We start from the raw sequence: 17,830 nt of genomic DNA, 5'->3' as shown, positions 1-17,830 counted from the left end.
ACAAAAACCCTGTTCATCGTGCGCCATCACCTTGCCAAGCGGCGCCGGTATTGGCATAACGATGGCCCCGGGCCCCCAGAACAAGGAAGTTGCGATGCGCATCATCGGACGGATCATACTCGCTGTCGTCCTGCTGCTCCTGCTCGTGGGTGGCGTGCTGCTCTGGTACGTCGCCCACCCCAACGTGCCGCAGTACACCCCGCCGGACAAGCTCAACCTGCTGCCGCAATGGGACCAGCAGGCCCGCGAGCACTACTACTACACGCCCCAGGGCACACAGGTGAAGGGCCTGCTCTACGACTGGTTCGTCCAGCTGCGCCAGCCCTTCTCCGACGAGAAGTTCGCCGACCCGGCCAACCTCGCCCGCTACGGCTTCCTGATCGCCCCCGAGCAGCTCAAGCCGGCCAAGGAGCGCAAGCTCGACCCGAACAACCCCGGCAACCTGCCAGTGGGCTTCGCCCGCCACCGCAACGGCGACAACGGCCCGGAGTACCTCGACATCACCTGCTCCGCCTGCCACACCGGCGAGCTGCGCTACAACGGCCAGGCCGTGCGCATCGACGGCGGCGCAGCCATGCACTCCATCGCCTCCACCGTGCCCACCGTGCGCGGCGGCGCCTTCGGCCAGGCGCTGGGCATGAGCATGCTGTTCACCTACATCAACCCCTGGAAGTTCGACCGCTTCGCCGAGGACGTGCTGGGCCAGAACCCCGACAAGCAGGCCAGGGCCGAACTGCGCGCGGGCTTCAAGGACGTGCTCGGCACCCTGCTGGGCACCGCCTGGAACGACACCCGCCGGCGCCTCTACCCCACCGAGGAAGGCCCCGGCCGCGCCGACGCCTTCGGGCGCATCGCCAATGGCGTGTTCGGCGACCACATCAGCGTCGACAACTACCGCGTGGCCAACGCCCCGGTGAACTACCCGCAGCTGTGGGACATCTGGAAATTCGACTGGGTGCAGTGGAACGGCTCGGCCATGCAGCCCATGGCCCGCAACATCGGCGAGGCCCTGGGCGTGGGCGCCACCCTCGGCCTGCTCGACGCCGACGGCCAGCCGGTGCTGGGCGACGCGCGCTACGCCTCCAGCGTGCGGGTGAAGGACCTCCACGACCTGGAAGAAGGCCTCAAGACCCTCAAGCCACCGGCCTGGCCGGAAGAGGTGTTCGGCGCCATCGACCTCAAGCGCGCCTCCCAGGGCCGCGCGCTGTTCCGCGAGAACTGCCAGCGCTGCCACGGCCCCCACGTGGTGGAGCCGGACCAGCGCCTGGCCCCCGCGCGCGATCCGGAATGGAAGATGACCATGATCCCCACCCCGGTGATCGGCACCGACCCGACCACCGCGGACAACATCGCCAACCACACCTACGACCTGACGCCGCTGAAATGGCAGCTCGACGAGCTGGACAAGCTCAACGTGGTGCTGATGCCGCCGCCCAGCCAACCGCTGGACCTGTCCAGGCTGTCCGCCGCCAAGGGCCTGGCCTACATCACCGCCTACGTCGAGCAGCGCGCCTACAAGGACGCCGGCATCGGCCCCGACGAGCAGAAGCGCATGAACGGCTACGGCCTGGAGATCGGCGTGCGCGAGCTGGCCGCCTACAAGGCCCGCCCACTGGACGGCGTGTGGGCCACCCCGCCGTTCCTGCACAACGGCTCGGTGCCCAACCTGTTCCAACTGCTCTCGCCGGTGGCCGAGCGGGATACCCAGTTCTACGTCGGCACCTTCGACTTCGACCCGAAGTTCGTCGGCTACCGCACCGAACGCTTCCCCGGCGGCTTCCTGTACAAGACCAGCGTCACCGGCAACAGCAACCGCGGCCACGAATTCCGCGACGGCTGCCGCAAGGACGGCGCCATCGGCCGCGCCCTGAGCCCGGACGAACGCTGGGCGCTGGTGGAATACCTGAAGGTACTGGGCAACCCGGCCTACGAAAGCCGCCTGACCGACGAGCCCACCCAACCCTGGACCCCAGGCCCGAAATGCGAGTGACGCCAGGACGGGGCTGACCGGCTGACTGCATAGCCCCGCCCCACTCCGAACAGTCCCCTCTCCCTTCAGGGAGAGGGTTAGGGAGAGGGCAAAACCCTCCCCCGAACACCCAACCCAACAGAAGAAAACCAAGAAAGCCCCCCGCAAAGGACCGCCCCCATGCGCGCACTGCTCACCCGGATCTGGAACCTCCTCGGCAAATGGGTGGCGCTGCCCATCCTCTGCCTGGCCCTGCTCGGCCTGGTCGGCCTGGGCATCGGCTGGGTGTACTACAGCATCAAGTTCAGCGGCCCGGTCTCGACCCAGGAACAGGTCCCCGCGAACGAAGCCCAGCAGACCCAGGCCATCATCGAAGACGCCATCCGCATCGTCGAACAGCACCGCGACAACACCCGCGTGCTGCGCGACGCCCACGCCAAGGCCCACGGCTGCGTGAAGGCCGAAGTCACCGTCAACCCCAACCTGCCCGCCGACCTGCGCCAGGGCGTGTTCGCCCAGCCGGGCAAGGTGTGGAACGCCTGGGTGCGCTTCTCCAACGGCAACGCCTACCCGCAGCAGGACAGCGCCAACGACGCCCGCGGCATGGCCATCAAGCTGCTCGACGTGCCCGGCGCCAAGCTGATGCCCGGCAAGGGCCACGACGGCGAGCAGGACTTCGTCATGTTCAACCACCCGGTGTTCTTCGTCCGCGACGTGGTCGAATACCGGCAGAACTTCAACGCCCAGGCCAACGGCCAGAAGGTCCTGGCCTTCTTCCCCAGCTGGAAGCCCAGCACCTGGGAAATCCGCCACCTGCTGATCGCCCTGCAAACCCTAGCCCCCGCCCCGGCCAGCCCGCTGCAGGCCAGCTACTTCGGCATAGCCCCGTACAAGCTCGGCGAGCAGAACAACATCAAGTTCCGCACCGTCCCCGCCCCGGGCGCCTGCCCCAGCTACCAGTTGCCCAAGCTCAACGAAAAACTGCCGAACTTCCTGCGCACCGCGCTCTACCAGCAGCTCTCGATAGACCGCGTCCCCGCCTGCTTCGCCCTGCAGGTGCAAAAACAGGACGCCAGCAAATACATGCCCATCGAAGACACCAGCGTGGAATGGAAGGAAAAGGACTCCCCCTTCCAGACCGTCGCCCTGGTCAGCATCCCCCCGCAGGACTTCGACAGCCGCGAACAGAACCTGATGTGCGACAACCTCTCCTTCAACCCCTGGCACGCCCTGCCGGAGCACCGGCCGATCGGCGGGATCAACCGGTTGCGCAAGGCGGTTTACGAGGCGGTGAGTGTTTATCGGCATGAGAGGAATGGGGTGGGTGGGGAATGAGCCACCTGCACCATTTAGCAATAACCCTATACACCGCCCCATATAAAGGAGGGAGCGTATGATAACCAAAATAACCATGCATAGAGTTGCAACCTATACATCCCCCACAACCATAGAAACCGATAAAAAAGTAAATATCATCTACGGCTTAAACGGGACAGGAAAAAGCACTCTTTCAAACTTCCTGTATAACACAAAATCTATAGGATACGAGAACTGCTCCATAGTAGCCGAGCCGGACGAGCTAATACTCACTTACAATCAGAAATTTATTTACGACCATTTTCATGTCGCCAACCAACTAAAAGGCATCTTCAGTCTCTCAAAAGAAAACAAAGAGATAGAACTAAAAATTGAGAGCGCCGAAAAAGAATTACAAGAGCTGATCGAAAAACAAAAAACAGAGCAACAAGAAATAAGCAACGAAGAGCAAAAAATCTCTCAATTAAGAGAAAAATCCCAAGATACAACCTGGAACATAAAGAAAGAATATTCAGGAGGGGATCGGGTACTTGAGTACTGCCTAGATGGTCTCAAGGGAAGTAAGGAGTCCCTATACAGTTACCTAGAAAAAATAAATAAACCTTCTTCAAAACCAGAGAAAACCATTGAGCAGATAAAGAGAGAAGTTGAGGCCATTAATGGCGATACAGCTCAAAAATACGAACTCCTTCAAAAGTTCTCCTTTAACGAAGCACATATCGAATCCAACTCAATCCTCCAAACACCAATTATAGGAAGCAATGATAGCCCAATAGCAGAACTGATAGAAAAACTCAGCAACTCAGACTGGGTTCGACAAGGGCTTAAATACCTCCCAGAAGAGAAAGAAGATGTCCTTAGCCAATGCCCATTCTGTCAAGAAAGAACCATAAGCAACAAACTAGAAAAAGAGATAAAAAATTACTTCAATGAAAACTATGAAAAAGCACTGAACAATATTTCCGAAATACTAAATTCGTACAAAAAAGCTGCAGAAAGCCTTCCCTACCTAGAAGCCTACCGAGCAGTTCCATTTAGCGAGCCGTTTGCATCAGAACTTACAGAGACGTACCTAAACTTAGAAAAGTCTTTTGAGAACGCTTTAACCAAGATAAAGAGAAAGATATCAAACCCTAGCACCTCAGAAACTCTAGAAGAGCTAACCCCTCACATATCCAAGCTAAACTCAATTATTGACAATATCAATACAGAAATAGAACAACACAATTCAAAAATAGACAACTCCGACCAAGAGCTAATATCTTTAAAATCGCATTTCTGGTCTATTCAACGCTGGGAATATGACCAAACTATTTCCTTATTAGAATCAGAGTCAAAATCAGCCAACGAGTTAATCTCCGAAGCTAGAGCTAAAAAACTGAAAGCTTCAAAAGACGAAAAAGAAAAAAGAAATGAAATTGCAGAATTACAAAAGTCCACGATAAACATTGATGAGGCAGTCGCCGCCATCAATAGAAACTTGGAACAACTAGGCATCACAGGCTTCTACATAGAAAAACACCAAGACTCTTTATACAAGATAGTTAGAACAGGAAAAAGCGATGCAATATTCTCATCTTTAAGCGAAGGCGAAAAAACCATTATTAGCTTCTTATACTTCTGTGAACTCTGCAAAGGAAAACGCGAAGCTACAGAAACTACAAAGAAGCGTATTGCCGTGATAGATGATCCAGTCTCAAGTCTATCACACATATACATGTACAATATTGGCCATCTCATAAAGAGTGAATTCTTCAACTCACCAAACCTAGAGCAAATTTTTGTACTTACTCACAGCCTCTACTTCTTCTATGAACTAACCGACTCCAATCACCAGCGGCGAAAAGAGCATCAAAAACTCTTTAGACTTTCAAAAAACAACGAAGGCACAAACATTAAGCCCATGAAGTATGAGGAAATCCAAAATGACTATCACTCATACTGGTCCATAGTTCAAGATAGAGATCAGCCGCCCGCCCTAATTGCTAACTGCATGAGAAACATTGTTGAATATTTCTTTAATTTTGTACAAAAGGCTGATCTAAGCAATGTCATTCAAAAACCTGAGCTCCAAGAAAATCGATTCCAAGCCTTCTGTCGATATATAAACCGAGAATCGCACTCTTTAGGGCAAAATATATTCGATCTTAAAGAGTTTAACTATGACGATTTTAGAGAAGGCTTAAAAAGAGTTTTTGAGGCCACAGGCTATCCAGAGCATTATGAGAAAATGACTAGCAGCATAAACGACTAGAATCAAGTCAGGAACTATTGGTATTGACCTTACCAACAGCACCCAATAACCTCAACAAGCCCCGTGAAAGCGACGGGGCCGGGTTTAGCAGCCCGAACTCACTAGAAGCGGAAACGCCTGGCGTTCTTTCGGTGATTTCATTCGCCCAAAGAAATCCGATATGGCGGGCCGCATGGGGAGACCTTCGGGTCTGCCGGCTTCTAGTGGTCGGTCTGCTAACCCTGTGCGGTTCCGCCTCCATCCGGTTAGCAGCGGTTGGTCGCGGTCCTAAACTCACTAGAGAAAGGATCACTTCCCATGGACGAATCCACCCTCCCCACCCCGCTCTACTTCTTCCACAACTACCGCCCCCTCCGCGCCCTGTTGCTCGACGACCAGGTCTGGTTCGTGCTGGACGACCTGCGCCGGTTGATCGGGCATCCCAGCAACGAGCGGCTGTCCAAGCGCCTGGAGGATGACCAGTTGTGTACGCAATGGCTGCGCCTGGACGATGTCGGCAGCCTGGAGCGGGTGCTGGTCAGCGAGTCCGGGGCCTATGCGCTGGTTTTTCATTTCGCCCATGCCGATCTGGGTGGGTTGCGTCGTTGGATCAGTACGCGGGTGGTGCCGGAGGTGCGGGGCCAGGGCGGTGGCGATGGGCCGCGGCAGCTGTGTTTGAGTTGGGGGCGGTGCGGTGTGCGGGTGCTGGATTGGCAGGGGCAGTTGTGGGTGGATATGGCGGAGTTGCCGCGGTTGGTGCGGGGGTCTGCCGAGGCGCGGGTGGGTTGGCGGGAGTGGGCGCGGCGGTTGAGGTAGGTTTTTCGTAGGAGCGAGCTTGCTCGCGAATGGTGTTTTCCGGTGGCGGCGGTGTTTGGGGGTGATGCTGTTCCCTCTCCCCAACCCTCTCCCGCAAGCGGGAGAGGGGGTTGTTCGGCACGAGGGGGCGTGCTGAGTCGTCCTGGCGCCTTGTCGTTCTCGCGAACCGGTTTGGCACGGCGTCAGTCAGGTTCGCGAGCAAGCTCGCTCCTACGAAGAGCGTGAAAGGCGGGTGGGGTGGCTCATATTTTCGTATGAGGCGGGTGTGGTGGATTGCGTGGATTGCACGATTGTTCGCCTTCCTCGTCGGGGCGACAGTGGGGTATCGACAGTTCACCCACGGACAACGCCCCCATGAAACGCTCCCTCTGGCTTCAGGAAATCGCCGACGAACTTGCGCCCACCGCGCCGCTGCGGGAAGACATCACGGTGGACGTGGCCATCGTCGGCGGGGGCTTCGTCGGATTGTGGACGGCGTTGCGCCTGCTGGAGCTGGAGCCGCGGTGCCGCATCGCCATTCTCGAGCGGGATATCTGCGGCGGCGGGGCTTCGGGGCGCAATGGCGGGTTCGTGATGTCCTGGTGGCCGAAGATCAGTTCCCTGGCCGCGCAGTGCGGCAGGGAGGAAGCGCTGCGCCTGGCGCGGGCTTCGGCGGCGGCCATTGGCGAGATCGGCGAGTTCTGCGAGGCCCATGGCATCGATGCGCATTTCCGCCGTGGCGGCTGGTTGTGGACCGCCACCAGCAATGCCCAGCGCGGTGCCTGGAAGGATGTGCAGCGCACCTGCGAGCGCCTGGGCGAGGCGGTGTTCGAGCCGCTGGCCGACGCCGAGGTAGCGCGCCGTGCCGGTTCGCCGCGGCACCTGGAGGGGGTGCTGGAGGCCAGCAACGCCACCGTGCAGCCGGCGCGGCTGGCCCGTGGGCTGCGCCGGGTGGCCCTGGAGAAGGGCGTGCGGATTTTCGAGAACACCCAGGTGGAGGACTTCCAGCGCAGCGCCCCTGCCCTGCTGCGCACGCCGGGCGGCACCGTGACCGCGGGCCGCGTGGTGCTGGCCACCAATGCCTGGGCCGCGCAGATTCCCGAGCTGCGCCGGACCATCCTGCCGGTGACCAGCACCGTTGTCGCCACCGCGCCCATTCCCGACCGCCTGAAGTGGATCGGCTGGACCGGCGGCGAGGCCGTCACCGATTCGCAGTTGATGGTGGACTACTACCGCACCACCCGCGACGGGCGCATCGCCTTCGGCAAGGGCACCGGGATGATCAGTTTCGCCAGCCGCATCGACGAGGGTTTCGACGACGATGCGCAGCTCAGCCGCGATACCGAGGCGGACTTCCGCCGCACCTACCCGCAGCTGCACGACGTGCCCATCACCCACAGCTGGTGCGGGCCCATCGACCGCACCTACGACAGCCTGCCGGTGTTCGGCCACCTGCAGGACGCGCCGCACATCTTCTATGGCATTGGCTGGAGCGGCAACGGCGTGGGCCCCAGCCGCCTCGGCGGGCGCATCCTCGCCAGCCTGGCGCTGGGCCGCGACGACGAGTGGAGCCGCTGCGGCCTGGTGGGCCGCCAGCCCAGGCGCTTCCCGCCCGAACCGCTGCGCTACCTGGGCGGGCTGCTGGTGCGCGGCGCGGTGCAGCGCAAGGAGGCCCGCGAGGCCGACGACGAACAACCGGGCTGGCTGGACCGTGCGCTGAGCACCCTGGCCCCGGCCGGCCTGGAAGACAAGAGCCTCTGACCGCAGGAGTACGCCATGAACCAACCCATCCGCCTGGCCGCCACCGCCAGCCTCGCCCTGCCCGCCGCCGTGCCGGCCAAGGCGCCCGTCGGCACGCCGCTGGCCGAGGCCGCCACCCACGCCGTGGAGGGCCCCGGCGGGCTGCTCGCCGGCGTCTGGGAATGCACGCCGGGGCGCTTCCGCCGCCAGGTGCTGGAACGCGAGTTCAGCCATTTCATCAGCGGGCACTGCTTCTTCGAGCCCGACGGCGGCGAGCCGATCGAGCTGCGCCCGGGCGACGCGGTGCTGTTCCCGGCGAACTGCCAGGGCACCTGGGACGTGCGCGAGACGGTGCGCAAGAGCTTCCTGATCATTCCCTGAAGCCGGCGATCTGCGCCGCGCGCAGGGCGATCCAGAGCACCGCGACGTCTTCGGTGGAATCCAGCGAGCGGCCGGTGATCTCCTCGATGCGGCGGATGCGGTAGACCAGCGTCTGCTTGTGCACGTTGAGGCGCTGGGCGGCCTTCTGCCAGGAGCGGTTCTGCTCCAGGAACACCAGCAGGGTGTGCTCCAGCTGCGCGCCCTGCTGCTGGTCGTAGTCGGCCAGCGCGCCGAGCACGCGGCGGTGCACCCGCGCCGCTTCCTCCAGGCTGGCGGGCAGCCAGGATTGTTCGCTCTGCGCCTCGGCGTAGCGCGCCAGCGGCCGCTGCGCGGAGGCGTGGGCCAGCGCCAGGCGGGCCTCGCGCAATGCCTCCGGGGCGCGGCCGGCGTGGCCCAGCGGGTTGCCCAGGCCGAGCGGGCAGCCCAGCGCCTGCTGCAGCGCCTCGGCGGATTCGCCGCGGGCCAGCAGCAGGATGAGTTCCTCGCCCTGGTTGCGCAGCAGCAGGTTCACCCCGTGCCGGCGCAGGCGTTGCGCCCAGCGTTCGGGCAGCGGCCCGGCGGGCCGCGCCACGGCCAGGGTGGCCTGTTCCACCGGGCAGTCCAGGGCGGCCAGGCGCTCCTGCGCCGGGCGTTCGCTCAGGCGTTGCTGCAATAGGTCGTCGAGCAGTTCCGAACCCTGCCGCAGCAGGCGCTCGTGCTCCACCTGCAGGCGCTCCAGCTCGATGCCCAGCACCGCCGTCACGTGGTGCAGCAGGCCGTAGTCGAGCAGTTCGCCGCCGCTGGCCAGCAGTTCGCAGGCGGCCAGGGACGGCAGCGCCATCACCAATGCCTCTTCCTCGCCGGCCAGGTAGCGGTTCACCGAGGCACCGCCGCCGCGCCGCTCGCCCAGGGCCTGGCGCCAGGCTTCGGGCAGCGGTTCCAGGCCTTCCTGCCAGGGCTCCAGGCTGGCCGCGTCGAACAGGTACAGGCGTGCCCGTACGTCCGCCGCCAGGCGCTTGAGCAGGGCGTCCGGGCCCAGGCCGCGCAGGCCCATGCGCGCGCTTTCGTAGATGCGCGTGACGGCGCTGCGGCGTTCGTATTCCTCCTGCTTGCCGGCGTCGAGGATGGCCCGGGTGACCGCCGAGAACGGCACCGAGTAGTGCGTCATCAGCAGGGGGAAGCCCAGGCGCTGGGCGGCCTCCTGCAGGGCGCCGAGGTCGGCCGGGGCCTGCATGTCCTCGCCGATCATCAGCCCGGCCAGGCGCGCCGCCGCCAGCCGCTCCAGGTAGGCGCGCTGGGCCTCGGGCTGGGCCGGGATGCCGATGCCGGTGGTCATCAGCAGGTCGCCCTCGCCCAGCCACTCGGTGGGGTCGGCCAGTTCGCACACGTGGGCCCAGCGCAGGCGCCGCGCGGTGTTTTCCGCGCCGGCCAGCAGTCGGGTGCGCAGGGCGCTGTCGTCGAGGATGTCTTGGATGCAGAACGGCATGGGGCGGCTTCCGGCGGCAGGTGGAGGTGGCGCGCGGGCAAGGATGACACCAATGCCGCCCGCCTGTCGCGCCGGGGCGCGGCACCCCGTACGGAGGTACGAGCGGCCCCGGCCGAATCGTTGTTCCGTCTGATTGTCCGGCGCCGCGCAGCGCACCGAGACTAATCGCGAATCGCCAGCCCTCACCGACTCGACGGAGAACAACAATGCACAAGTCCCTGAGCAGCGCCATCACCCTCGCCCTCGCCTGCCTCGCCGGCCAGGCCCATGCCGACATCACCGTGGTGTCCCACGGCGGCGCCAACAAGGCCGCCCAGGTCAAGGCCTTCTACGAGCCCTATGCGGCCCAGGCCGGCAGCCGGGTGATCGCCGACGAGTTCAACGGCGAGATGGCCAAGGTGAAGGTGCAGGTGGATACCGGCAGCGTGTCCTGGGACGTGGTGGAGATGGAGATGCCGGAGCTGGCCCGCGCCTGCGACGAGGGCCTGCTGGAGGAGATCGGCGAGGACCCGGCCATCGCCAGGCTCGCCCCGCAGTTGCTCGAAGGCGCGGTGCAACCGTGTGGCGTGGGCTTCTTCGTGTGGTCCACGGTGCTGGCCTACAACGCCGACAAGCTGAAGACCGCGCCCACCAGTTGGGCCGACTTCTGGGACCTGCAGAAGTACCCGGGCAAGCGTGGCCTGCGCAAGGGCGCCATGTACACCCTGGAGTTCGCGCTGATGGCCGACGGCGTGGCGCCGAAGGACGTCTATACCGTGCTGGCCACCAAGGAAGGCCAGGACCGCGCCTTCCGCAAGCTCGACCAGATCAAGCCGAGCATCCAGTGGTGGGAGGCCGGCGCCCAGCCGCCGCAGTACCTGGTCTCGGGCGACGTGGTGATGAGCTCGGTGTACAACGGCCGGATCGCCGCCGTGCAGAACGAGAGCAACCTGCGCATCGTCTGGAACGGCGGCATCTACGACATGGACGCCTTCACCATTCCCAAGGGCGCCAGGCGCGCCGAGGAAGGCCGCCGGTTCATCGAGTTCGTGCTGCAGACCGAGCAGCAGAAGGCCTACGCCCAGCAGATCGCCTACGGCCCGGTGAACACCGCCGCGGTCGGCCAGGTGGATGAGGCCCGGCGCCGCGACATGCCCACCGACGCGGCCAACCTGGCCAACCAGGTGCAGATGAACGCCGCCTTCTGGGCCGACCACGGCGAACAGCTGGAGCAGCGCTTCAACGCCTGGGCGGCGCGCTGATCGCCGAAACCCCGTTCCCACAGTGTGGCGTGCCCGCGCCCGCTTTCCGAGCCGCCTGCGGGCGGCTTCTTTTTGCCCGGCGGGCGCGTCAGCGCCAGTCGAGGATCGGCCAGCCGAAGGCTTCGGCGTGGCTGCGCAGGGCCGGATCGGGGTTGACCGCGCGGGGGTTCTCCACCAGGGAGAGCAGCGGCAGGTCGTTGCGCGAATCGGAGTAGAAGTGGGCGCCGACCAGGCTTTCGCCCTGCGCCTGCAGCCAGGTCCGCAGGCGGGCGATCTTGCCCGCGCGGTAGGTCAGGGTGCCCCGGGTGTGGCCGCTGTAGGTCCCGTCGCTCTGCTCCAGGTCGATGGCCAGGACTTCGCTGACGCCCAGCCGGGCGGCGATGCTGGCGACCAGGAAGTGCGCCGAGGCGGAGATGACCAGCAGGCGGTCGCCGGCCTGGCGGTGGTGGTTCAGGCAGCCCAGGGCGTCGAAGCGGATGCGCGGGCCTATGACGTCGGTGACGAAGGGTTCCACCGCTGCGGCGACGGCTTCGGGCGTGCGCCCCGCCAGCGGTGCCAGGGTGAAGGCCATGTAGTCCTCCATCGCCAGTTCGCCCCGGGCGTAGAGGGCCATGAGCGCCTGGTCGTGGTGGACGAAGACATCGCCGTCCACCCAGCCCAGGTCGGCCATGTGCCGGCTCCACAGGCTGGCGCAGTCGCCGTCGATGAGGGTGTCGTCCAGGTCGAAGAGTGCGAGGGCCATGGGCCTGCTCCTTAGTGTGCTCGGGAATGCTGGCCGGGCCGCCCCGCGGCCCGGCGTGTCGGCGCTGGCGGCTCAGCGCGCCTGCAGGCCGCTGGCGGGTACGGTGCCGGCCTGGCCCTGCGGGACGCTGTACCAGAACGGCACCAGCAGCAGGCAGGCCGCCAGGGCGGTGCCGGTGAAGAGGACGAACACCGAGAGGGTGTCGAAGTAGCCGGGCAGCAGGCCGCCGAGGATCGCCCCCACCGAACCGCAGCCGTTGACGAAACCGGTGGCGGTGCCGGCGGCCCGGTGGGTGCCGAAGTCGATGGCGGCGGCGCCGCTGATCATCGAGTCGGGGCCGTAGAGGGTCACGCCCATCAGGAACAGCAACCCCACCACCAGGTACAGGTTGCCGCTCAGCAGCACCGGCACGAACAGCGCCAGGCACACCGCCAGCGCCAGCAGGCTGAGCACGCAGGCGGGCATGCGCCGGGCGCCGAACAGCCGGTCCGAGGCCAGGCCGATGAGGATGGGCCCGAGCAGGCCGGCCATCTCGAAGGCGGTGGGGACGATGGCCGCGGCGACCTTGCCGATCTCCGGCATGCGCTCGTAGATGATCACCGGGCCCCAGAACAGGATGGCGTAGCGGGCCGGCTTGAGCAGGAAGTAGGCCAGCCCCAGGACCAGCACGGTGCGGTTGCGCAGCACCTGGCGCAGCGCGTCCCACAGGCCGCCGTCGGCTTGCGCCGGCGGTTCGTGCCGGTCTTCCAGCGGCGGCAGGCCGACGTCTTCCGGGCGGTTGCGCTGCAGCAGCAGGAACAGGCAACCCACCACCAGCACCACGCCGGCGGCGGAAAGGAAGGCCATCTGCCAGTCGTCGGTGAGCCGGTAGGCGCACCAGCCGACGAAGGGCGTGGCCACCAGGCCGCCGAAGGCGTAGCAGGTGCTCCAGTAGCCCATGGCGCGGCCGCGCTCGCCGGTGGAGAAGAAGCAGCCCATGTTCTTGCACAGCCCCGACCAGCCGGTGGACTGCGCCAGGCCCTGGACGACCATGCAGGTGGCGAAGATCGGCAGGGTGGCGAAGGTGCCCATGGCCAGCGCCGCCAGGGCCGAGACGAACAGCCCTAAGCCCACCACCACGCGCGGGCCGTAGCGGTCGGCGAAGCTGCCCCAGACGAACTGGCCCACGGCATAGGCGGCGAGGTAGAGGGCGTCCAGGTCGGCCATCGCCGCCTTGTCGAGGACGAAGCCCGGGTCTTCGCCGATGCCCAGCTTGGCCACGGAGAAGGCCTTGCGGGTGAAGTAGAAGGCCGCGTAGGCCAGCCAGGTGATGGCGAAGATCTGGATGCGCCAGCGCTGCTGGGCGGTCCAGCCGCCGGTTCGAGTCTGCATGGGTGGTGCTCCCCCTTGGTGTTCTTGTGGTGGGTGCGGCCGGTGCACGGCAAGGCCTCGTCCAGCGGCACGAAGGGGCGAGCTTAGGTGTGGCGCGGCGCGCAGAACTTGACCGCTGGCTCACGCTGCGAAGCCCGGGGGTCAAGTCCCACAGTGCTCGGCGCAATTACGGAAGTCGGCTACGGCGGGGGCGATGCGGCGCTGTCGGAAAACCGCCTGCGCCCAGCCAGGAGGCAGGTATAGGCGGGTGATGGCTGTGGGCGGGGATTCGGTCGCGGCGCTCAGGTGCCCAGGTAGCGCTCCGGCCAGCGCAGTTCCCAGGCCTCCAGCTCGGCGCCGCTGGGTGGGCAACAGCCGGCGCGCAGGGGCGTCACGGCCGCCGGCGGGCTGGGCAGGTCGCAGTGGATGGCCGGGTTGGCGCTGGCGTAGCGGTGCGCGGCCTCGGCGCAGACGCAGGCTTCGTCTTCACTGGTGCATACGATGAAGAACGTCCCCAGGAAGACCTTCCATGTGGGCGGATCACCATCGGTCTGTTCGATCCGGATGTCCATGGGCCCAAGCATAGCCACACATTTATTACGGGAAGGCGCAGGTCGTCGCCTGGGGGGTGGGCCGTTGGTCGGGGCACGACGGGATCGGTTGTGTCGGGGCGGCGATGCCAGGTTCGGAACCGAGCGGGCCGGCAACCAAGGTCAGGGGGCGGATAACGCCTGGGGCGTTATGCGCCCTACGCAACGGCCGACCTTGGCGTAGGGCGAATAACCGTTCGCGGTTATCCGCCGTTGGCCGTGCCATCGGGGTGTCCGGCGTGGCGGGTGAATCCAATCGCGGACAAAGTCCGCTCCTACAGGGAAATGCCACGCCTTCCGGCAACCTGTAGGAGCGAGCTTGCTCGCGAACGGACTCCGCAGCGGGGTTTATTCGCGAGCAAGCTCGCTCCTACGAAGAGCATTTCGGCGCGGGGCGCAAGACAGTTGCTCCTACGCGGCGTCGGCCATGTGCCCCCTGTAGGAGCGCGCCCTGCGCGCGAATCGCGGGCAGGGCCCGCTCCTACAGTAATTCCGGGGCGCAGGCTCAGGCGTCGATCACCGGCCGCGGCTTGTCCTGGTACTTGAAGGTGCCGTTGGCGGTGGCCACGACATCGCCCGCGGCATTGCGGATCTCGGCCTCGCAGAAGGCGATGGAGCGGGTGCGGTGGCGGACGTGGCCGAAGGCTTCGAGCACTTCGCCGACGTCGCCGCCGGGGCGCAGGAAGCTGGTCTTCATCTCGATGGTCACGCAGCCGCGCCCGGCCTCGTCGGCGTGGCTGCAGGCCAGCGCCATGGCCACGTCGAGCAGGCTCATGAGCACGCCGCCGTGGGCGTTGTTCCAGCCGTTGAGGTGCTCGCGCTCCACCCGCAGCACCAGGTGGCCGTCGCGCCCGCCCTCCCCGGCCGGCAGGTAGCGGAACTTCAGGTGGTCGAGCAGCGGGATGGCGATGCCACGGTACTGGGTGTAGGACTGCAGTTGCGAAGGGTCGAAGCTCATGGGCGATCCTGCTGGCGTGTTCGGCACGGTAGGCCGCCATTTCAGCGCATCGGCCGGCCCCGGCGTATCACTCCTTCGGATGAATCTTCAGCGCCGCTTGCGGCTGCGCTCGCCGTCGCGCTGCAGCTCCACCGCCTGGACGAACAGTTCGTCCACCATCAGCGTCTGGATGGGTTCGTCGGACAGCAGCGACAGGCTCATGGACTCGATGGCCTGGTTGTATTCCAGGCGCGCGATGCCGCACAGCAGGATGCGCTGGTTGAAGCCGGGGCGGCCGCGGTCGATCAGTTGCTCGCGAACGGTCTCGCCGTCCTGGTAGCTGACCTTGAGGGTCACCTGCAGCTCGTCGGCGAGCGCCAGGTGCAGCCAGACCGCGACGTTGAAGTCGGCGCGCCAGCCGCGCCCGACCTTCTTCGGCACGGCCTGCTGGATCAGGTGGCGGGGAACGTGGCCGATGAACTTGCTGTGGGATTGCATGGAAGACATGTGCGCAAACGTGGGCTTACTGCGGAAGACCGCAGTCTAGGCAACGGAGTTCAGCGATGCACCCGGCATCGGGTAGCGTCCTGCATCGGCTTCGATACATGGCCGGCGCGGGTGGCTGGTGGCCGGCAGGAGGGCCGGCCGGGGCGGGGTCAACCGAGGAGATCGAGGCTGGGCTGGGTTCGTTCAACGCCGTACATCTGCTTCAGGGCCACCGGGGTGGCAGTGGGTGCGACCGGCGGGCTGCCGGCGTCGGCCTGCTGCGTGATCTTTTCCCTGATGCGCTGGGCTATCTCGTTCTCGATGCGCTCGCGGTCCTCGGCGGGCATGGCATCGAGCTGCTCCTGGGTGATGTCCATGTCCTGCATGACGCTGTGCCGCAGCTTTTCGCCGGGGCTGAGCTTCATGTAGGCGAGGAATTCGTCCAGGGCGCTGCCGCCGTTCTGCGCGGCGGCGCCGGAGGATGCTACCGCGCCGGAAGGCGTATCGCTCGTACCGCTCGTCGTGGCGTCTGCGCTGCTGGCGCTGGCCAGGTAGCTGGCGAACTCGCTGGCGCCGGCGACCACGCCGCGCACCAGCCTGGTCGCCAGGCTCAGGGTGCTGAAACCGTCGATGATGTTCATGGGCGGGACTCCGCTGCCGAAGGGGAGGCCTTGTACCGGGCAAGAAACACGCCAGGGTGGCGACCGACGGGCGCGACGGTATGGCACAGCCTGTAGGAGCGAGCTTGCTCGCGAACAGCACGGCAGCGGTGCAACCGGGAAGGCCCGTTCGCGAGCAAGCTCGCTCCTACGAAAGGCATCGCAGCCGGCAAGGGTCTGCCGTGGGTGGCAAGGGCTTGCCGGAATCCGCAATGAAAACGCCCGCCGCGGAGTGTTCCGCGGCGGGCGTCGGCGGTGCGCGAAGGCTCAGCCGAAGCGACCGGTGATGTAGTCCTCGGTCTGCTCCTTGGCCGGCTTGGTGAACAGGGTGTCGGTGTCGCCGAACTCGATCAGGTCGCCCAGGAACATGAAGGCGGTGTAGTCCGAGCAGCGCGCCGCCTGCTGCATGTTGTGGGTGACGATGACCACGGTGAACTCCTGCTTGAGCTCGGTGATCAGCTGCTCGATGCGCCCGGTGGAGATCGGGTCCAGCGCCGAGGTCGGTTCGTCGAGCAGCAGCACCTGGGGCTTGAGGGCGATGGTGCGGGCGATGCACAGGCGCTGCTGCTGGCCGCCGGAAAGGCCCTGGGCGCTGGCGTTCAGCTTGTCCTTCACCTCGTCCCACAGGGCGGCGCCGCGCAGGGCCTGCTCGACGCGGTCGTCCATCTCGCGGCGGTTGACCTTCTCGTGGTGGCGCACCGCGTAGGCGATGTTCTCGTAGATGGTCATCGGGAACGGCACCGGCTTCTGGAACACCATGCCCACCTGGCTGCGCAGGCGGTTCATGGAGTAGCCGGGGGCGAGGATGTTCTCGCCGTTGAGCAGCACCTCGCCGCGGGCTTCCTGCTTGGGGTACAGGGAGTAGATGCGGTTGAAGATGCGCAGCAGGGTCGACTTGCCGCAGCCGGACGGGCCGATGATGGCGGTGATGCACTTCTCCGGGATGTCCATGTTGATGGACTTGAGCGAACGGTGCTCGCCGTAGAAGAACTCCAGGTCGCGAACGCGGATCTTGGTGCGTTCGGCGGCGATGGCGGTGGTCATGGCAGTCATCAGGATGCCCTATTGCGCAGAAGGATGAGACGGGAGGTGAGGCTGAGCAGCAGTACGAACAGGGTCAGCACCAGGGCGCCGGCCCAGGCCAGGGCGTTCCAGTCGCTGAAGGGGCTCATGGCGTACTGGAAGACCACGACGGGCACGCTGGCCATGGGCTTGAGCAGGTCGCTGCTCCAGAACTGGTTGCCGAAGGCGGTGAACAGCAGCGGCGCGGTTTCGCCGGTGATGCGCGCCAGGGCCAGGAGGATGCCGGTGATCACCCCGGCGCGGGCGGCGCGCAGGACGATCTGCAACGTCAGCTTCCATTGCGGCACGCCCAGGGCCAGCGCGGCCTCGCGCATGGTGGTCGGCTGCAGCTGGAGCATCTCGTCGGTGGTCCGCACCACCACCGGGATCACCAGCAGGGCCAGGGCCAGGGCGCCGGCGATGGCGGAGAAGCCCACGCGGTGGTCGGAAAGGTAGTTCAGCGGCAGGATCACGCTGGTGTAGACGAACAGGCCCAGGACGATGGACGGCGCCGACAGCAGGATGTCGTTGATGAAGCGCACCACGGTGCCCATGCGGGTGTGGCGGGCGTACTCGGCCAGCCAGATGCCCGCCATCAGGCCGATGGGGGTGCCGATCAGCAGCGCCAGCGCGCTCATCAGCACGCTGCCGTAGAAGGCGTTGGCCAGGCCGCCCTCGGCCCCCGGCGGCGGCGTCATCTTGGTGAACAGGTCGAGGTTCAGCGCCTCGATGCCGTGGCTGATGGTGGTCAGCAGGATCCACGCCAGCCACATCAGGCCGAACAGGGTGGCGCCGCAACTGAGCACCATGGCGGCGCGGTTCTTGAACGCACGGGCGCGATACAGGCTTTCGTTGCCGGCCAT

16 protein-coding genes are annotated in these 17,830 nt (G+C 64.9%); 7 read left to right on the top strand and 9 right to left on the bottom strand.

Features of this window, described 5'->3' with window-relative positions:
• Positions 1-94 precede the first annotated feature (94 nt).
• The 6 genes from PKO50_RS11375 to PKO50_RS11350 all read left to right on the top strand — a co-directional run bounded on the left by PKO50_RS11375 (position 95) and on the right by PKO50_RS11350 (position 8,435).
• Complete coding sequence (locus PKO50_RS11375) at positions 95-1,990, top strand: cytochrome c (protein ID WP_275629730.1); 1,896 nt, start codon at positions 95-97, stop codon at positions 1,988-1,990.
• A gap of 159 nt (positions 1,991-2,149) precedes the next feature.
• Positions 2,150-3,304, top strand: coding sequence for a catalase family protein (locus tag PKO50_RS11370; protein ID WP_275629729.1), 1,155 nt, complete (start codon positions 2,150-2,152; stop codon positions 3,302-3,304).
• Between the two features lie 58 nt (positions 3,305-3,362).
• Positions 3,363-5,540, top strand: a complete 2,178-nt coding sequence (locus PKO50_RS11365; protein ID WP_275629728.1) for an AAA family ATPase — start codon at positions 3,363-3,365, stop codon at positions 5,538-5,540.
• Positions 5,541-5,837: 297 nt separating this feature from the next.
• Positions 5,838-6,335 carry a phage antirepressor gene (locus tag PKO50_RS11360; protein WP_275629727.1) on the top strand — a complete coding sequence of 166 codons (498 nt, stop codon included), beginning with the start codon at positions 5,838-5,840 and terminating at the stop codon, positions 6,333-6,335.
• A gap of 354 nt (positions 6,336-6,689) precedes the next feature.
• Positions 6,690-8,075, top strand: coding sequence for an FAD-binding oxidoreductase (locus PKO50_RS11355; protein ID WP_109935469.1), 1,386 nt, complete (start codon positions 6,690-6,692; stop codon positions 8,073-8,075).
• Between the two features lie 15 nt (positions 8,076-8,090).
• Complete coding sequence (locus PKO50_RS11350) at positions 8,091-8,435, top strand: cupin domain-containing protein (RefSeq protein ID WP_275629726.1); 345 nt, start codon at positions 8,091-8,093, stop codon at positions 8,433-8,435.
• On the opposite strand, the gene PKO50_RS11345 is transcribed toward PKO50_RS11350, so the two are convergent.
• Positions 8,425-9,900, bottom strand: a complete 1,476-nt coding sequence (locus PKO50_RS11345) for a PucR family transcriptional regulator ligand-binding domain-containing protein (protein ID WP_275629725.1) — start codon at positions 9,898-9,900, stop codon at positions 8,425-8,427. The genes PKO50_RS11350 and PKO50_RS11345 overlap by 11 nt on opposite strands.
• A gap of 206 nt (positions 9,901-10,106) precedes the next feature.
• Here PKO50_RS11345 and PKO50_RS11340 point away from each other — a divergent pair, with 206 nt between their 5' ends.
• A complete protein-coding gene (locus tag PKO50_RS11340) occupies positions 10,107-11,141 on the top strand; it encodes an ABC transporter substrate-binding protein (RefSeq protein WP_275629724.1) in 1,035 nt (344 codons plus the stop codon).
• Between the two features lie 88 nt (positions 11,142-11,229).
• Here PKO50_RS11340 and PKO50_RS11335 read toward each other — a convergent pair whose 3' ends face one another.
• From PKO50_RS11335 to pstA, 8 genes are all read right to left on the bottom strand, one after another.
• Positions 11,230-11,883, bottom strand: a complete 654-nt coding sequence (locus tag PKO50_RS11335; protein WP_275629723.1) for an HAD family hydrolase — start codon at positions 11,881-11,883, stop codon at positions 11,230-11,232.
• Between the two features lie 72 nt (positions 11,884-11,955).
• Positions 11,956-13,254 carry an MFS transporter gene (locus tag PKO50_RS11330; protein WP_275629722.1) on the bottom strand — a complete coding sequence of 433 codons (1,299 nt, stop codon included), beginning with the start codon at positions 13,252-13,254 and terminating at the stop codon, positions 11,956-11,958.
• Positions 13,255-13,535: 281 nt separating this feature from the next.
• On the bottom strand, positions 13,536-13,805 hold the full coding sequence (locus PKO50_RS11325; RefSeq protein ID WP_275629721.1) for a hypothetical protein: 270 nt from the start codon (positions 13,803-13,805) through the stop codon (positions 13,536-13,538).
• Between the two features lie 523 nt (positions 13,806-14,328).
• The gene (locus tag PKO50_RS11320) at positions 14,329-14,781 is read right to left on the bottom strand and encodes a PaaI family thioesterase (protein WP_275629720.1); all 453 of its coding nucleotides are present in this window, start codon (positions 14,779-14,781) and stop codon (positions 14,329-14,331) included.
• An 87-nt stretch (positions 14,782-14,868) separates the two neighbouring features.
• Positions 14,869-15,267 carry a hypothetical protein gene (locus tag PKO50_RS11315; RefSeq protein WP_275629719.1) on the bottom strand — a complete coding sequence of 133 codons (399 nt, stop codon included), beginning with the start codon at positions 15,265-15,267 and terminating at the stop codon, positions 14,869-14,871.
• Between the two features lie 149 nt (positions 15,268-15,416).
• Positions 15,417-15,887, bottom strand: coding sequence for a hypothetical protein (locus PKO50_RS11310; RefSeq protein WP_275629718.1), 471 nt, complete (start codon positions 15,885-15,887; stop codon positions 15,417-15,419).
• 285 nt (positions 15,888-16,172) lie between these two features.
• Entirely contained in the window at positions 16,173-16,949 is a 777-nt protein-coding gene (gene pstB, locus PKO50_RS11305; protein WP_061561292.1) for a phosphate ABC transporter ATP-binding protein PstB, read from the bottom strand.
• 8 nt (positions 16,950-16,957) lie between these two features.
• A complete protein-coding gene (pstA, locus tag PKO50_RS11300; protein ID WP_275629717.1) occupies positions 16,958-17,830 on the bottom strand; it encodes a phosphate ABC transporter permease PstA in 873 nt (290 codons plus the stop codon).

Origin of the sequence: Pseudomonas sp. 273 (assembly GCF_029201425.1) — a bacterium.
Classification (GTDB): Bacteria; Pseudomonadota; Gammaproteobacteria; order Pseudomonadales; family Pseudomonadaceae; genus Pseudomonas; species Pseudomonas delhiensis.
The sequence above is the reverse complement of the archived record's forward strand: the minus strand, read 5'-3'. Positions and strand labels throughout refer to the sequence as shown.

Bases quoted from the DNA above. Each gene is read 5' to 3' on its own strand.
- PKO50_RS11350 (WP_275629726.1), top strand. From the start codon at position 8,091: ATGAACCAACCCATCCGCCTGGCCGCCACCGCCAGCCTCGCCCTGCCC.
- PKO50_RS11370 (WP_275629729.1), top strand. From the start codon at position 2,150: ATGCGCGCACTGCTCACCCGGATCTGGAACCTCCTCGGCAAATGGGTG.
- PKO50_RS11375 (WP_275629730.1), top strand. From the start codon at position 95: ATGCGCATCATCGGACGGATCATACTCGCTGTCGTCCTGCTGCTCCTG.
- PKO50_RS11315 (WP_275629719.1), bottom strand. From the start codon at position 15,267: ATGTCTTCCATGCAATCCCACAGCAAGTTCATCGGCCACGTTCCCCGC.
- PKO50_RS11335 (WP_275629723.1), bottom strand. From the start codon at position 11,883: ATGGCCCTCGCACTCTTCGACCTGGACGACACCCTCATCGACGGCGAC.
- PKO50_RS11360 (WP_275629727.1), top strand. From the start codon at position 5,838: ATGGACGAATCCACCCTCCCCACCCCGCTCTACTTCTTCCACAACTAC.
- PKO50_RS11345 (WP_275629725.1), bottom strand. From the start codon at position 9,900: ATGCCGTTCTGCATCCAAGACATCCTCGACGACAGCGCCCTGCGCACC.
- PKO50_RS11365 (WP_275629728.1), top strand. From the start codon at position 3,363: ATGATAACCAAAATAACCATGCATAGAGTTGCAACCTATACATCCCCC.
- PKO50_RS11355 (WP_109935469.1), top strand. From the start codon at position 6,690: ATGAAACGCTCCCTCTGGCTTCAGGAAATCGCCGACGAACTTGCGCCC.
- PKO50_RS11325 (WP_275629721.1), bottom strand. From the start codon at position 13,805: ATGGACATCCGGATCGAACAGACCGATGGTGATCCGCCCACATGGAAG.
- PKO50_RS11320 (WP_275629720.1), bottom strand. From the start codon at position 14,781: ATGAGCTTCGACCCTTCGCAACTGCAGTCCTACACCCAGTACCGTGGC.
- pstA (WP_275629717.1), bottom strand. From the start codon at position 17,830: ATGGCCGGCAACGAAAGCCTGTATCGCGCCCGTGCGTTCAAGAACCGC.
- PKO50_RS11330 (WP_275629722.1), bottom strand. From the start codon at position 13,254: ATGCAGACTCGAACCGGCGGCTGGACCGCCCAGCAGCGCTGGCGCATC.
- pstB (WP_061561292.1), bottom strand. From the start codon at position 16,949: ATGACCACCGCCATCGCCGCCGAACGCACCAAGATCCGCGTTCGCGAC.
- PKO50_RS11310 (WP_275629718.1), bottom strand. From the start codon at position 15,887: ATGAACATCATCGACGGTTTCAGCACCCTGAGCCTGGCGACCAGGCTG.
- PKO50_RS11340 (WP_275629724.1), top strand. From the start codon at position 10,107: ATGCACAAGTCCCTGAGCAGCGCCATCACCCTCGCCCTCGCCTGCCTC.